Raw genomic sequence first — 13,900 nt, forward strand, 5'->3', positions numbered from 1 at the left:
AATGTTATAAATCCGAGGTGAGTGGTTGGGGCTCACCATAAAAGGTATCTAGAAACTGTGCAATTTCCTGTGCCGCAGCGTCAAAATCGATTAGTGCCATATTTCGGCCAGTTTTTTTGCCTATCGGTGGAGTAAAGGCTAGACGCTTGTGGCTCTGGGTCAAAGTTTGCCAGCGAATCTTGGGCGCTGAACGCCTCCCAGCGTAAAACCCTACAGTTGGCACATCATGAAGCCCTGCGATATGTAAAGGGCCTGTTGAACCTGCGATAAACATGTCGGCAGCGACCAGTGATTCGGCAAAGTCGGCAAGGCCGGCTAAAGGTTTAGCCATTACCACTTTGACTCCATTAGCTTGTAAATCTTTATTGATTATTTGCGCTAATGCTTCTTCGTCACCGTTGAAGGTGAGTACAAACTTACAGTCGATTTTAGTATTGGCGTTTATCTGTGTTAATAGGTAGGCAAAGTCCTTTGGGGCGAGCGCACCGGATGACCCGCCTGTACCCGGATGAGCAAAGATTAACTTTTCACCTGCAGAATGTTCGTAATAGGCTTGCCATTTGTCTCGCACGGCTTGCTTATCCCAATATTGTTTGGGAAGTGCTGGGATACTGTATCCAAAGTGATTAAGGAAGTGCTCTACCAGTAGGCAAGCTCCACGCCAACAGGGCTCTCCCTTACGATACTGAACGTTGGCTCTATGTTTATAGAGATATTGGTACCAGTTATGCTTAGGAGCGAGTTTATAGGCAACATCTATGTGACGTAAGATTTTGTAGATACGGTATTCGGATTGAGAGATGAGAATTGCGTCATATTGCCTGGCGGTGATGGCTTCGCCACTCTCTTCGTCATTGCCGTTATCGACAATGACATGGTCAACATAAGGGCATACTTCAGCAAATGGCTTTACGGCTGGAGAGACAAACATTTCAATACTGGCTTGCGGTAAAGCATGCCTGAGTAAATACAGTGCAGGCCACATGAGGACAAAGTCGCCAATTTTATCGTGTTTGATGACCAATACTCTTTTTAACATATGAAAAAATCAACTCATTGTAAAAACTTAAGTGGTCCATTGATGTCTACATCCTCGCGAACATCAATGGATCACTCACGAAAAAAGGCGTGTCAGTATACCAATTTAAACTCCATAGATCTGTGTTTTCGTCTTTCATAATCAGGTTTCGTCTGAAAGATTTGCATGGGTCGCTAAATGCCTTGAACTCAGACTCTCCTGGGTACAACCGTTGTTAAGGATTAACCACACCGATTCGATGTCAATGGTTCAATCCTGGGAGAGAACTCGGTAAACTAGGCGCGATTACACCATCAACTTAGGGCAGAGAGTCATGTACACGAAAGCCATCTATCCCGGAACATTCGACCCTGTCACCAATGGGCATACGGATCTTATCCAACGTGCCGCTGCGCTATTTTCTCACTTGGTGATAGGTGTGGCGGCCAGTCCATCGAAGCAGCCTTGTTTTACTCTGGAAGAAAGGGTCGCCATGCTCAACAAGGTGACCTCACATCTGGACAATGTCGAGGTGGTTGGCTTTACCGGGCTACTGGTGGACTTTGCCAAAGAACAGAGTGCCAATGTGTTGGTTCGTGGGCTGCGCGCTGTGTCTGATTTCGAATATGAGTTCCAACTGGCCAATATGAATCGTCGGCTCCACCCTGAACTGGAGAGTGTCTTTTTGACTCCGGCAGAAGAAAACTCTTTTATTTCATCGACCTTGGTCAAGGAAGTCGCGCTGCACGGGGGCGATGTCAGTCAATTTGTTCATCCGGATGTTGCCAAGGCCTTGGTTACCCGAATCAAAAAGCAAGGAAGTTAATTTCAATGAGAAGTTTTTTGTACAAAAGCTTGGTACTGGGCATTGGCCTGGGAATGAGTACTATGAGTCAAGCGGCGCCTTGGGTTGATAGTTCTGACATTTATTTAAGAGCCGATATACAAGCGCTGGCCGATGCCGGGGTAATCACGGTTCCGGTCAATACCTATCCCTTGATGTGGGCCGGTATCGGTGCCGACTTGGCCAAAGTTGAGCCGGCCACCCTGACCCCGGCGTTGACCGACGCCTTTTCCAGAGTGAATTTTTACTATCGTCAGGCGATAGACAGTCGCGGTAATGCGGCCATCAAGGCAACGGCGGCAACCGATGCTGCCAGGTTTCAACATTTTGGTTCTGACTATCGTGAGGAGGGACAACTGAGTGCCTCCTATGAATATGTCGGAGAACGTTTTGCCTTCAAGGTTGCAGGAACCGGGGCATATGATGCTCAGGATGATGAGAACGCTCGTCCGGATGATTCCTACATGGCTGTGGTATTGGGCAATTGGATAGTGACCGCAGGCACTGTGCAGCAGTGGTGGGGCCCAGGGTTTGATTCGGCCTTGCATAAATCAAATAATGCCAGGCCCATGCCGTCTGTGATGCTCAGTCGCAACAATGCCGCTGGCTTTGAAACCCCTTGGTTATCCTGGATTGGCCCCTGGACCTTGACTACCGGCATCAGCTGGATGAACGACGACAGGGCCATCGAAGATACCCTGCTGTGGAATATGCGCGGCAGTGTCAGACCCTTCAAACAGTTGGAAATAGGCCTTTCCTGGACCACGCAATTTTGTGGTGAAGGCCAGGATTGTGATCTTAGTTCGTTCTGGGATGCTATTTCAGGGGGGACCGAGTGTGCCGATGGAGAAGCTAGCTGCGACCCTTCTATGAATTCCAAGGTGGGCAACCAGATGGCGGGCTTCGATATTCGTTATGCCGACACTCTGTTTAACGTGCCTTTCGGCCTTTATCTGGAGCGCACCTGTGAAGACTCCAGCGGTTCGGCGCCATGGCAGATTGCCGATTGTGCCATGCTGGTGGGTGCTGATACCCGCTTCAACCTGGCGCAGCAACAATATAAGCTGTTCTTCGAGTATACGGATACAATGGTAGCCTGTGGCAGCGACCCTAATGTGTTTAACTGTTTCTATGAACATAGCACTTACCTGAGTGGTTCACGTTACTATCAACGTTCTTTGGGCTCCACCTATGACAGCGATGCCAAGGTTTATGTGTTGGGCTTGGTGGGGCAATTTGCCGACAGCCACGGCATCAACGCTTACCTGCGCTATGCTCAACTCAATAAAGACGGCAAGTCTCCTGCTCATGGTTGGGCACCTCAGCCTGCCAAGGAAGACCTATTGATGTTGGAGCTCAGCTATCGAATGCCCTTGCTGAAGGGAATGATGACTTTTGGGGGAACCGCTTCCCGTTCGGAATTCGATACTGATAACGATACCGATGCCAGCCTATTTGGCAGTTACGAATACAGATTCTGAGAAATAACATCTTCCCCAAGCCGGCTTAGCCGGCTTTTTTATGTCTGTAATTGAAATGTTATCAATGTTGGTTTTAATGGTTGCGTAAAAAGCGGCGTTGACATAATTTAGCCTTAAGAAACGACTTCTATGCTGCAGTTCAAGCCTATGTTTCATAGGCTTGAACTGTTTTTAGGTCAGTATCCCGGGAGCTTATTTTTGATTTCAGTCGTAATACCCGCCAAAGACGAAGCCGGCAATATAGGCCCTCTCATTAACGAAATCTGTCAGGCCTTGGCAAGTACAATTCCATTTGAAATTCTGGTTGTGGATGATGGCAGCAGCGATAACACTGCTGAAGAAGTGTTACAAACCGCAGAGCAAAATGGCTGTGATGCCAGAGTTATCCGTCATAAACGCAGTACAGGCCAGAGCACGGCTATCTGCACGGGAGTGCGCGAGGCCAAGGGGGAATATATAGTGACGCTGGACGCCGATGGGCAGAATGATCCTGCCGATATTCCCGCTATGATCCGGCTTATCCCGCAAATGAGCAGTGCTGATTTTTGTATCGCAGGTTATCGAAAACACCGTAAAGACACAGCTTGGAAACGCTTTCAATCCCGTTTTGCCAACCGGGTACGCGATGCTTTGTTGCACGATGGCGTTCCGGATACCGGCTGTGGCCTTAAACTGTTTCCACGAGCCAGTTTTCTGAAACTTCCCTATTTCAACCATATGCACAGGTATATTCCGGCGCTTATCCGCCGCATGGGGGGAGATGTGCGCATTTCCGTGGTTAATCACAGAGACAGACAAGCCGGTATTTCAAAATATACTGCTTGGAATCGACTCTGGGTGGGAATCGTCGACATCTTGGGGGTGATGTGGTTGATCCGCCGGGCCAAAATTGCCGAGATAGACAGCATTGAACACAGCCGCCGGGATTAAGTTGAAGCGTTTGCTAAAGACACTGTTGTTGCTCTCTGTCTTGCTTGGGCTGATGTTGGCCGTTCAGGCAGGCTGGTTTGAGCATCTCACCGACAGTAATTGGGTTGCCAACTATATTCAGCGCCAAGGGAGTGGTGGACTGGCGTTACTGTTTGCTGTGGGCACCCTGTTTACTGCCGTGGGGGGGCCGAGACAGATCATTGCCTTTGTCTTCGGTTTTGCTCTGGGGGGGGCTGTTGGCGCCCTGTTTTCTACTTTTGCCGCCTTGGCGGGTTGCCTTCTCAGCTTTTACTGCGCCCGCTTGACGGTACGCGAATTCTTGCAAAAACGTTTTGGTATACGGCTGCAACGTTTTGAACGGATGATCATCCATCGCACCTGGCTCAAAGTATTAATGATCAGGCTGTTACCTGTGGGCAGTAACCTGTTGACTAATCTTTTCGCCGGGGCAACCCGGGTTCCTGTCGGCGGTTTTTTGCTTGGCAGTTTCATTGGTTATTTACCGCAGATGCTGATCTTTGCCTATGCCGGGGCCGGTTTGGGTTTGTCTGATCAGTATCAACTTGGCATCAGTCTGGTGCTCTTGCTGCTTTCCAGCTTTATAGGAACTTACCTTTACCGTAATCGCCTGAGTCGTCAGGTGGATGATTTGGTCACAGATAAACAGGAGCTTTGATGAATTGGCTGCGTAGCTACTTTGACAGTGATAGTTACACCAGGGTGTTTTGGGCATTGTTCTGGCTGACCCTGTTTATTATGTTGCTGGGAATTGGATTCCGCTCTCCCTGGCCTGCTGACGAACCCAGATTTGTCGAAGTCGCCAGAGAAATGGTCAGTAGCGGTCAGTGGTTGTTTCCCAGTCGCGGCGGCGAATTTTATCCTGATAAACCGCCGGTTTTCATGTGGGCCATAGCACTTTGCTACGCCTTGATTGGTGATCTCAAGCTGGCTTTCTTGCTGCCCAATGCTCTGTGTGGTTTGTTGACAGTGATGCTGGTCTACGATCTGGGCGCCAGACTTTGGAATGTTCGCACCGGGCGCAATGCCGCTCTGCTGCTGCTATTGGTGCCGCAATTTTTGATGCAGGCCAAGAATGCCCAGATAGATGCCATGGTGATGTGCTGGGTTACTTTAGGGTGTTATGGTCTATTGCGCCATTTCCTCAAAGGGCCGAGTTGGGGCTGGTATTTCGCCGCCTGGGGCTTTATGGGGTTGGGGGTTATCACCAAGGGGGTTGGCTTTCTGCCTCTGCTGTTGCTGTTGCCGTTGGCATTTTACAGCTGGCAACGAGGCTTATGGCGAGAGAGCTGGCGCTGGCGGGCGCTATTGGGGCCGGTTGTTATGCTAGCCGTAATTGCGCTCTGGTTGGTTCCCATGATACTGACGGTTCAAGCATCCGCGAGCCCGGAGCACCTGGCTTACATGAACAATATTCTGTTTAAGCAGACGGGTGAGCGTTACGTTAATGCCTGGGATCATATCAAGCCTTGGTATTTCTTTGTTTTCAGTGTCATTCCCTGGCTCTGGTTCCCACTGCCTTTATTGGCATTGGCTTACGGAAAGCGACTCTGGGCAGCTATTAAGGCAGATCCAGGCATTGCCGTCTTGCTGTTATGGGTCTTGTTGGTGGTGGTATTTTTCAGTATCAGCCCCGGCAAGCGCAACCTCTATATTTTGCCGGCACTGCCTATGGCCGCGCTGGCCATTGCGGCTGCACTGCAGAAGGCACACTTGTGTCTGTGGTTTGAGCGCTTGGTTTCCGCCTTGCTGTGGTTGTTGGGGGGCTTGCTGCTGACTTTAGGCGTGCTGGCATTGCTGCACCATCCCAAATTGCTCGAGAGGTTGGCGGACTATACCGATGATCTCACAGGTATCGGCTATCTGTTTATGGTGCTGGGAACCACCTGGCTAATTTTGATTTGGTGGTTAAGGAAGCAGCCTTCGCTGTTCAGGGCTGGCGCTGTAACTATCCTGGGATGGCTTCTGGTCAGTACCTGGGGCTATCTTTTACTCGATGAAATACGTACTCCCAAGGCCTTGATGCAGCATACTGCCGAGGTGATAGGTGAGGAAGCCGAGCTTGGGCTGATCCGCTTCAAGGAGCAGTTTATTCTGTTTTCTCCCATAAGTATTACCCATTTTAGCTATTTGGCATCCACCGCCGAGCAGGAGCGCCGGGCCTGGCAGTGGCTGCAACAAGGTAAACAACGTTATCTCCTGGTTCCTGGGTGGGTAACCCTTGAATGCTTTGACTTGAGTAAGGGTCAGAACATGGGCTCGGCTCACAGGCAAGATTGGTATTTGCTGGCGGCATCGGCGAGTTTACCCGAGTGTCAGGCACCCAAGACCATGGTCAGTTACTACACGCCGCATCCGGGACAGTGGATGCGGGAATAGTCTTGAGTCAGCGCGTTTGGCACAGGCTGCAAAACACTGTGGTGCGCTGTCCCAGGCGTATTTCGGATAACATATGGCCACATTGGGTACAGGTTTCCCCACCGCGGCCATAGACGTGCAGCTTCTGGGCAAAGTAACCCGGTTTACCTTCGGCATTGGTGAAATCTTTCAGTGTGGTGCCGCCCTGTTTGATGGCCTGAGCCAGGATCAGCTTTATCTCGGCGACCAGCACTGTCAGCCGCTCTTTATCTACTTTACCGGCCTCGGCCTGCGGGTGGATCCCGGCGGCAAACAGGGCTTCGTTGGCATAGATATTACCGACACCCACCACAATGGCATTGTCCATCAGACAAAGTTTTATCGCCTTCTTCTTGCCTTTGAGCGCCGCGTGCAGTTGCTCGACATTGAAGGCATCCGTTAAAGGTTCGGGGCCCAGTTTGGCCAGCAGCGGATGTGCCGTTTCCGGCAACTCGCACCAGAGCCAGGCACCGAATCTGCGCGGATCGTTGAACCTCAGCACCCGGCCGTTTTCCAGCTCCAGATCTATATGATCGTGTTTCTCCGCCGGTGTGCTACGGGGCAAAATCCGCAGGCTGCCGGACATCCCCAGATGCACTATGCAGGTACCTGCATCTGTATCCAGCAGTAGGTATTTGGCGCGGCGGCGCACGGCTCTGATGGTCTGTCCTATGATATTGCGGGCCGTTTCGGGTACCGGCCAACGCAGTGAAGGATTACGAACGATAAGGTTACTGACGGTCTGATCAACAAGATACGGCGCAACCCCGAGGCGGGTCACTTCCACTTCCGGCAATTCTGGCATAAGGCTTTCTGCTCTATCAGCTTGTGGATACACTCAGCAGAGGTATAACACCACTTCTGAGGCTAGGGGGAATAAGATACCAGTTCCCGGCGGCAGATTTAAGCAGTCCCTGATGGGGGTAGAACAGCCAAAGTTGTGGCTCGGCAGCGCCGCTGACTTTCAACAGCAACTCTCGTGGCCGCTCATCTTGGGTGAGTTCAGGCTTACTGGCTAATGGTGATACCCGAATACTGAGCCAGGCTTGACTCCAGTCGGCGCAATTGAGCACCTTGGGATCACACTGCCATTGGCCATTGGCGGCCTGTGCCAACCAGATCCCGCCCAGTTGCAGCTGCTGCAGTTCAGTATGGCTGTCAAACAGTTCGCGGGTATCGGGCACTGAGTTCATGCGTTTATCCAGCAAGGTTAGTACCGACACCATCAGGATGGAGGCCAGAATAATGATGTTATTCCACTGTTTGCGGGTCAGTGCCATGGGCAAAAATAGTTTGATTGAGGTCGAATCGCCAGTGTAGCACGGTGGCAGGTATCAGCCACCTGTGCTGTTCATAAACCTCAGGATCTGCACTTGATTGGGATCGTCGAAGTGATGCTCTTTGGGTTTGCGTTGAATCGCCTCGAAGATAGCCTGCTTCAATACGTCTATATCACCAGGATGGCTGCGGATGATCTGCTTCAGATCCAGTGAGTGTTCGTTCCCCAGGCACAGCAGCAAGCGGCCTTCGGCCGTGACTCTGACCCGGTTGCACTCATGGCAAAAGTTATGGCTGTGGGGTGAAATAAAACCTATATGGATAGGGCTGTCGGCCATGCTGTAGTAACGTGCCGGGCCGCCGGTACGCTTGGATGACAGGCTCAGTGGCCAGCGTTGATTGATAATTTCCCTGACATCACTGCTGCTCATGTGCCTTGGCAGAGAACGCTCTTCCATCACACCCAGAGGCATCTCTTCGATAAAGGCGATGTCCAGCTGCTTTTGACGGCAATATTCCAACAGATCGATAATTTCGTTTTCGTTGCGTCCCTTGAGGATCACGGCGTTGATCTTGATCCTGTCAAAGCCGGCTGCTTTGGCGACATCTATGCCCTTGAGCACCCGCTCCAGTTTGCCGTTACGGGTTAGGGTGGTGAAGAGTTCGCTCTTTAGAGTATCCAGGCTGATATTAAGGCGGTTCAAGCCGGCGGCTTTCAGCGCCGGAGCCAGCTTGGCCAGCCTGGAGCCGTTGCTGGTCATGGAAAGATCCTTGAGCCCGGGTAGCGCCGCCAGCTGCGCCACCAAGCGGTCGCAATCACTGCGTACCAAGGGTTCGCCGCCGGTGAGGCGTATCTTGCTGACGCCAAGCTCGGTAAATGCGCGGCCGATAAAGGCCAGTTCCTCCAGGCTCAGTACCTGTTCCCGCTCCAGAAAACAGGGATCTTCACTCATGCAATAGATGCAGCGAAAATCACACCTGTCGGTAATGGAGAGGCGCAGATACTCTATTTTGCGGCCAAAGCCGTCACTCAGGCTGTTCAAGGGCAGCCTCAGAGCAGGTCTGCAAACGGGTGTACATAGACGGTTTCACCCGCCTCTATGCGTTCATCGGCCTCGCCGATGATCACCAAGCAGTTGGCCTTGACCATGGAGCTGAGCATGCCTGAGCCCTGGGCACCGGTCGTGCGTACGTGTAATTGGCCGTCATCTCCCAGGGTCATGATGCCGCGGCTGAATTCGGTGCGGCCGCTGCGGCTGCGCATGGCTTCATCGGCAATCGCCGGTAATAGTCTTGGCTGCCAGCTTGGTTCACCGGCCAGTTTACGCAATGCCGGTTGAACAAACATCAGGAAAGAGACCATCACGGCCACAGGATTGCCGGGCAAGCCGAAGAACAATGTTTGGTCTATCTTACCGAACGCCAATGGGCGTCCCGGGCGCATATTGATACGCCAGAAGTTGATTTTCCCCAGCTGGGCCAGCACTGTCTTGATATAATCGGCATTGCCGACGGACACCCCGCCCGAGCTGATAATCACATCGGCCTGATTCGCCGCCTGGCTCAATGTTTGGCTCAGAACGGCTTCCGAGTCTTCGATGATCCCCAAGTCCAGCACTTCACAGCCAAGGCGTTTGGCCATCGCCTTGATGGTATAGCGGTTGGAGTCGTAGATGCAGTTGGCCCTGAGCTCAGTGCCGGGTTGGCTGACTTCATCGCCGGTGGAAAATACGGCAATTCTGGGGCGGCGTTTGAGGGGCATCTCAAACAGTCCCAGTGAAGCCAGCAGGCCTTGTTCGGCAGCGCCTAAACGTGTGCCACTGCCAAGGGCCACGGCACCTTGGGCTATATCTTCACCCGCCAGACGCACGTGCTGGCCGCGATAGATTTTGCCACTGAAGCTGACCTTGCCATCGGTTTCGGTGGCAAGCTCTCTGGGTTGAATGGTATCTGCGCCAAGAGGAACCGGCGCACCTGTCATAATTCGTACCGCTTCACCCGGCTGCAACTGGCCAGAATATTGATGACCGGCTAGCACTTCTCCTTTCAGTTCAAAGGATTGTGACATATTGTCTTGAAACGCGAAGGCGTAACCATCCATTGCCGAGTTGGTCTGCTGCGGTACGTTCACCGGTGATATGGCGTCCTGGGCCAGAATACGGTTGTCGGCCTCATCGAGCGTCAACAGCTCTGTCTCTGTGACGGGTTTGACTTGCTCCAGGATATGGTCGATGCCCTGACGTACCGACAGATTTTGTTCGCTGCCGAGCTCACAGGCACTTAAGGGCAGGGCTCTTGCTGAAGAGGACTTGAATTCGGGGCGATACTCGCGAACATACTGCTGCACAAAATCAGCAATTTGCGCCACATTGTTGAGATCCAGGCGGCGGATCTCCCCCGGCAGCTTGGTTTCATCACAGCAGGCGATTGCGAGGATATTGGGATCCTCGGTATGGATAAAGGGTTTGCCATGGGCGGCTCTGTGTAATTCAATCTTGGGCAGCGCCAGTTTCTTGAAGCCTTCCACCAACACCAGGTCGGCCTTGTCCTGTTCCAACTGGCCGAGTAGATGCAGCAGGTCCGGATCTCTGTCCAGCGGATCTTCAGTCATCAAGGCCCAACGCACATGGGAGGCCACCAACATCTGTCTGGCGCCGGCCTTGCGCATCTCATAGCTGTCTTTACCCGGCTCATCAATATCAAAGTTGTGATGGGCGTGCTTGATCACTGCCAGTCTTAAACCACGACGATTCAGCTCAGGGATCAACTGCTTCAGCAGCGTGGTCTTGCCTGTGCCGCTGTAGGCGCAGAAGCCCAACACGGGAATGGACAGGGGATTGGTAAAGACAGTGCTCATAAAAACCTCTTAAGCTTGGGATATTTCCGCCGCGAGTTGTTGTTTTTGTTCGTTGGTGTTGACGTTAATAAAGGCGCTGGGTTGATCGGCGAATGATTCAACCACTACCGGGTGTTCACTGTACCAGAGATCGATACGGCGCCTGCCGGAATCGAGAAAGGCCTGCATCGAATCCCTCACCGTCGGTTTGAGCAGCATAACCACTGGCTGCTCACGCTCGCCATCGGATGCCACGGCGAGATCCGCTTCTGACGCCTGCAGCTTTTGCGCCATACGCTCGACCAGGTCTTTGGGCAGCAAAGGGCAGTCGCAAGGCACCACCAACAGCAGATCGGCGTTTGTTTTGTCCAGGGCGCTAATCATCCCCGCCAATGGCCCAGGGTAGCCCTGCTCCAGGTCGGCAATGACAGGAAAACCGAACTCAGCATAACGTGTTTGATTGCGGTTGGCGTTGATCAGGATCTGATTCACTTGAGGTTTTACCCTGTCGATAACGTAGGCAATCATGGGGCGCCCCAGCAGATCTACCAGGCCTTTGTCTTCTCCGCCCATACGCCTGGCCATGCCTCCGGCGAGTATCACCGCATCAATGCGCTGCGACATAGTTCTCCTCCTGCAGTTCTTCCGTGGCCAGGGTCAAATTGGCTGAGGTTGTCAGTTGTTGTGATTCTATATGCCAATGTTGGTGACAAAGTGCTGTCAGTTCTGAATGCTGGTGGCTACTGATCAGCAGCCCTGTGCCTTGTTGCTTCAATTCGGCAATCATAGCAAAAACGGTTTGTTGCGATGCTCTGTCCATATTGGATATGGGTTCATCCAGCATAAGTAACTTGGGTTTCAACAGCCAGGCTCTGGCCAGTGCCAGCCGTTGCCGTTCACCGCCGGACAGCGTTGAGGCGTTGGTTTTGAGTAGTTTCCCCAGTTGGGCATTTTCTATCGCGCTTTGCATCCTAGTGCGCTGCTCGGCTTTATTCAAGCCGCTGTATTTTTGCGCCAGTTGCAGATTGTAGCTGACACTGCCTTCAAACAAGTATGGGTGCTGATGCAGGTAAATAGCCTTACCGAGCAAGGTATCACCTCGCCACCAGGGTGTCGCTGGAAATCCTTGGGTATAGATGGTACCGGCGCTGGGTTTGAGTAAACCGGCCAGCAGTTTCATCAGAGTGGTTTTACCGCAGCCATTGTCACCTTGCAGATAGATGACTTCACCCTGACAAAACTCCAGTTGCCGGGCGCGAAATAACAGGCGTTCACCAAAACGCATCTCAAGATCTTGGGCTATCAGCTTTATCATCAAGCGTCCTAATGACTTCTGGGACTGGCCCTGCCGCGCAGAGTACCCAGAGCAAAATTCAGTATCAGTGCCAGCACCAGCAGTACCAAGCCAAGGGCTATGGCCTGGGCGAAGTCCCCTTTACTGGTTTCCAGCGAAATCGCGGTGGGTATGTTACGGGTAACATGGGCTATATTGCCACCAACCATCATGGAACAGCCGACTTCGGTAATGATACGGGAAAACGCGGCGATAATCGCCAGTAACAGCGGTACTCTTAGTTCGCGGCAAACCACCCAGATAGCCGAGCTCCAGCTGGCACCCAGGGTGCGGCTGGTTTCCCAGGCGCGGCGGTCGACACTGGTGAAGGCGGCATGGCTCATGGCTATCAGTACCGGGGCGCAGATCATCATCTGTCCGAGGATCATCCCCTTTTGGGTAAAGAGCCAGCGCAGGTCGCCCAGGGCGCCGTTACGGGTCAGCAGTAGGTAAGCCAGCAGGCCCACCACCACAGTGGGAATGGATTGCAGGGTTTGCACCAGATTAGTCACCAGCCAGCGGCCGGGAAACTGAACAAACGCCAAGGCGAACCCCAGTATCATTGACGGCAGCAAGGTGATCAGCAGTGCCGCGAAAGATACCGAGAAAGAGACGGAGATAATAGACCAGACTTCGGGGTCTCTGGAAAACAGCAGGCCGAGGGCCTGCTGTATAAGGGCTAACCAGCCTTCACTCATTTGCCGTAAGTTGCCTTGAACAGTTGTTCACCTTGAACTTTATAGCTGTTGATCATGCTTTGTGCTTCTTTGCTAATCAACCAATCACTGAAGGCACGTGCACCTTTGTGATTCAGATCAGGGTATTTGGCAGGATTGATCAGGATTACCTGATAAGGGTTGGCCAGAGTGGCGCCGCCGTCGAAGTCGATACCCAAGTCCAATTTGGCTTTGTAAGCCACGAAGGTACCACGGTCAGACAGAGTGTAACCTTGCAGTTCGTTAGCCATCAGCAGGGTTTTACCCATGCCTTGACCTACAGAAGTGTAGCCTTTGAAGTCTGGAGTCACGTTGGCAGCTTTCCAGATCAGCAGTTCTTTCTTGTGAGTACCTGAATCATCACCACGGGAAACGAAAGGTACGCCTGACTTGGCGATTTTGGCGAAGGCTTCTTCGGCATTCTTGCTGTCACGAGCCTTGGCTGGGTCGTTCTTGGGGCCTAGGACAACAAAGTCGTTTTCCATGATGCCGCGAGGTTCAACACCGAAACCGTCGGCAACGAACTTGGCTTCTGCGCCAGGAGCGTGAGTCATTACCAGATCCACGTCACCTTGAGAGCCCAGTTTCAGAGCCTTACCTGTACCTGTGGCAATCACTTGTACCTTGTAACCTGATTCTGATTCGAATTTTGGCAGCAGGTAACCCAGCAGACCTGAGTTTTCAGTACTGGTGGTGGTGGCCAGCTTGATGGTTTCCTGAGCGGAAGCCGGGGCAGAGATCATCAGGCCTGCCGCAATGGCAAGACCCAGCAGTTGTTTCAAGTTCAACATTATTGCTCCTTGGCATGATTTTATAAGTGTGCCGAACCCATAAGCCAGCGGGCCACGGCCTTGTACTCGCACCCAATAAAGCAATTTGGGTGCCAAAGATGAATGTCTGCTCTAAACCGATATTGAGGGATCCAATATGTGAACTGGATCCCAAGCTTGGTAAATAAGTGTCAGACAAATTGTCCCAATCGGCTTTTTCGCTGGTTCATAGTGACCAATTTTTACCGTATCAATGATAGAATCTATTTCAATTGAGTC

14 protein-coding genes are annotated in these 13,900 nt (G+C 52.2%); 5 read left to right on the plus strand and 9 right to left on the minus strand.

Annotated features, from left to right (window positions below; genetic code table 11):
* Positions 1 to 4: 4 nt before the first annotated feature.
* Entirely contained in the window at positions 5 to 1,039 is a 1,035-nt protein-coding gene (locus tag WKR14_RS00490) for a glycosyltransferase family 9 protein (RefSeq protein ID WP_339087199.1), read from the minus strand.
* A gap of 313 nt (positions 1,040 to 1,352) precedes the next feature.
* Between WKR14_RS00490 and coaD the strand changes: the two genes are divergently transcribed.
* From coaD to WKR14_RS00515, 5 genes are all read left to right on the plus strand, one after another.
* On the plus strand, positions 1,353 to 1,844 hold the full coding sequence (gene coaD / locus WKR14_RS00495) for a pantetheine-phosphate adenylyltransferase (protein ID WP_101053250.1): 492 nt from the start codon (positions 1,353 to 1,355) through the stop codon (positions 1,842 to 1,844).
* A 5-nt stretch (positions 1,845 to 1,849) separates the two neighbouring features.
* Positions 1,850 to 3,343, plus strand: coding sequence for a capsule assembly Wzi family protein (locus tag WKR14_RS00500; RefSeq protein ID WP_420884223.1), 1,494 nt, complete (start codon positions 1,850 to 1,852; stop codon positions 3,341 to 3,343).
* Positions 3,344 to 3,541: 198 nt separating this feature from the next.
* Positions 3,542 to 4,273, plus strand: a complete 732-nt coding sequence (locus tag WKR14_RS00505; protein WP_117200940.1) for a glycosyltransferase family 2 protein — start codon at positions 3,542 to 3,544, stop codon at positions 4,271 to 4,273.
* Between the two features lies 1 nt (position 4,274).
* On the plus strand, positions 4,275 to 4,949 hold the full coding sequence (locus tag WKR14_RS00510; protein WP_208143359.1) for a TVP38/TMEM64 family protein: 675 nt from the start codon (positions 4,275 to 4,277) through the stop codon (positions 4,947 to 4,949).
* Positions 4,949 to 6,670 carry a glycosyltransferase family 39 protein gene (locus WKR14_RS00515; RefSeq protein ID WP_339087200.1) on the plus strand — a complete coding sequence of 574 codons (1,722 nt, stop codon included), beginning with the start codon at positions 4,949 to 4,951 and terminating at the stop codon, positions 6,668 to 6,670. Before WKR14_RS00510 ends, WKR14_RS00515 begins: the two co-directional genes overlap by 1 nt.
* 7 nt (positions 6,671 to 6,677) lie before the next feature.
* Here WKR14_RS00515 and mutM read toward each other — a convergent pair whose 3' ends face one another.
* From mutM to WKR14_RS00555, 8 genes are read right to left on the minus strand one after another with little or no spacing between them, the layout of a single operon-like run.
* Positions 6,678 to 7,493 (minus strand): bifunctional DNA-formamidopyrimidine glycosylase/DNA-(apurinic or apyrimidinic site) lyase, encoded by an 816-nt coding sequence (gene mutM, locus WKR14_RS00520; protein ID WP_045283807.1) that lies wholly within the window; start codon positions 7,491 to 7,493, stop codon positions 6,678 to 6,680.
* A 16-nt stretch (positions 7,494 to 7,509) separates the two neighbouring features.
* On the minus strand, positions 7,510 to 7,968 hold the full coding sequence (locus WKR14_RS00525) for a hypothetical protein (RefSeq protein ID WP_101053244.1): 459 nt from the start codon (positions 7,966 to 7,968) through the stop codon (positions 7,510 to 7,512).
* Positions 7,969 to 8,022: 54 nt separating this feature from the next.
* On the minus strand, positions 8,023 to 9,009 hold the full coding sequence (moaA, locus tag WKR14_RS00530) for a GTP 3',8-cyclase MoaA (protein WP_208143357.1): 987 nt from the start codon (positions 9,007 to 9,009) through the stop codon (positions 8,023 to 8,025).
* Positions 9,010 to 9,017: 8 nt separating this feature from the next.
* Complete coding sequence (locus WKR14_RS00535) at positions 9,018 to 10,823, minus strand: bifunctional molybdopterin-guanine dinucleotide biosynthesis adaptor protein MobB/molybdopterin molybdotransferase MoeA (RefSeq protein WP_208143356.1); 1,806 nt, start codon at positions 10,821 to 10,823, stop codon at positions 9,018 to 9,020.
* Between the two features lie 9 nt (positions 10,824 to 10,832).
* Positions 10,833 to 11,426, minus strand: a complete 594-nt coding sequence (mobA, locus tag WKR14_RS00540; RefSeq protein WP_101053238.1) for a molybdenum cofactor guanylyltransferase MobA — start codon at positions 11,424 to 11,426, stop codon at positions 10,833 to 10,835.
* Positions 11,410 to 12,117, minus strand: a complete 708-nt coding sequence (locus WKR14_RS00545; RefSeq protein ID WP_101053235.1) for an ABC transporter ATP-binding protein — start codon at positions 12,115 to 12,117, stop codon at positions 11,410 to 11,412. Before WKR14_RS00545 ends, mobA begins: the two co-directional genes overlap by 17 nt.
* 8 nt (positions 12,118 to 12,125) lie before the next feature.
* Complete coding sequence (locus tag WKR14_RS00550; protein ID WP_101053233.1) at positions 12,126 to 12,833, minus strand: ABC transporter permease; 708 nt, start codon at positions 12,831 to 12,833, stop codon at positions 12,126 to 12,128.
* Positions 12,830 to 13,642, minus strand: a complete 813-nt coding sequence (locus tag WKR14_RS00555) for a substrate-binding domain-containing protein (protein WP_101053231.1) — start codon at positions 13,640 to 13,642, stop codon at positions 12,830 to 12,832. The genes WKR14_RS00550 and WKR14_RS00555 overlap by 4 nt, the downstream gene beginning before the upstream one ends.
* Between the last annotated feature and the right edge of the window lie 258 nt (positions 13,643 to 13,900).

The organism is Shewanella chilikensis (assembly GCF_037953065.1).
In the GTDB taxonomy this organism is placed as follows: domain Bacteria; phylum Pseudomonadota; class Gammaproteobacteria; order Enterobacterales; family Shewanellaceae; genus Shewanella; species Shewanella chilikensis.

What these genes read in the sequence shown, in the direction of transcription:
- WKR14_RS00535 (WP_208143356.1), bottom strand. Translation starts at nt 10,823, where the DNA reads ATGAGCACTGTCTTTACCAATCCCCTGTCCATTCCCGTGTTGGGCTTC.
- WKR14_RS00490 (WP_339087199.1), bottom strand. Translation starts at nt 1,039, where the DNA reads ATGTTAAAAAGAGTATTGGTCATCAAACACGATAAAATTGGCGACTTT.
- mobA (WP_101053238.1), bottom strand. Translation starts at nt 11,426, where the DNA reads ATGTCGCAGCGCATTGATGCGGTGATACTCGCCGGAGGCATGGCCAGG.
- WKR14_RS00545 (WP_101053235.1), bottom strand. Translation starts at nt 12,117, where the DNA reads ATGATAAAGCTGATAGCCCAAGATCTTGAGATGCGTTTTGGTGAACGC.
- mutM (WP_045283807.1), bottom strand. Translation starts at nt 7,493, where the DNA reads ATGCCAGAATTGCCGGAAGTGGAAGTGACCCGCCTCGGGGTTGCGCCG.
- WKR14_RS00550 (WP_101053233.1), bottom strand. Translation starts at nt 12,833, where the DNA reads ATGAGTGAAGGCTGGTTAGCCCTTATACAGCAGGCCCTCGGCCTGCTG.
- WKR14_RS00525 (WP_101053244.1), bottom strand. Translation starts at nt 7,968, where the DNA reads ATGGCACTGACCCGCAAACAGTGGAATAACATCATTATTCTGGCCTCC.
- WKR14_RS00515 (WP_339087200.1), top strand. Translation starts at nt 4,949, where the DNA reads ATGAATTGGCTGCGTAGCTACTTTGACAGTGATAGTTACACCAGGGTG.
- WKR14_RS00555 (WP_101053231.1), bottom strand. Translation starts at nt 13,642, where the DNA reads ATGTTGAACTTGAAACAACTGCTGGGTCTTGCCATTGCGGCAGGCCTG.
- coaD (WP_101053250.1), top strand. Translation starts at nt 1,353, where the DNA reads ATGTACACGAAAGCCATCTATCCCGGAACATTCGACCCTGTCACCAAT.
- WKR14_RS00500 (WP_420884223.1), top strand. Translation starts at nt 1,850, where the DNA reads ATGAGAAGTTTTTTGTACAAAAGCTTGGTACTGGGCATTGGCCTGGGA.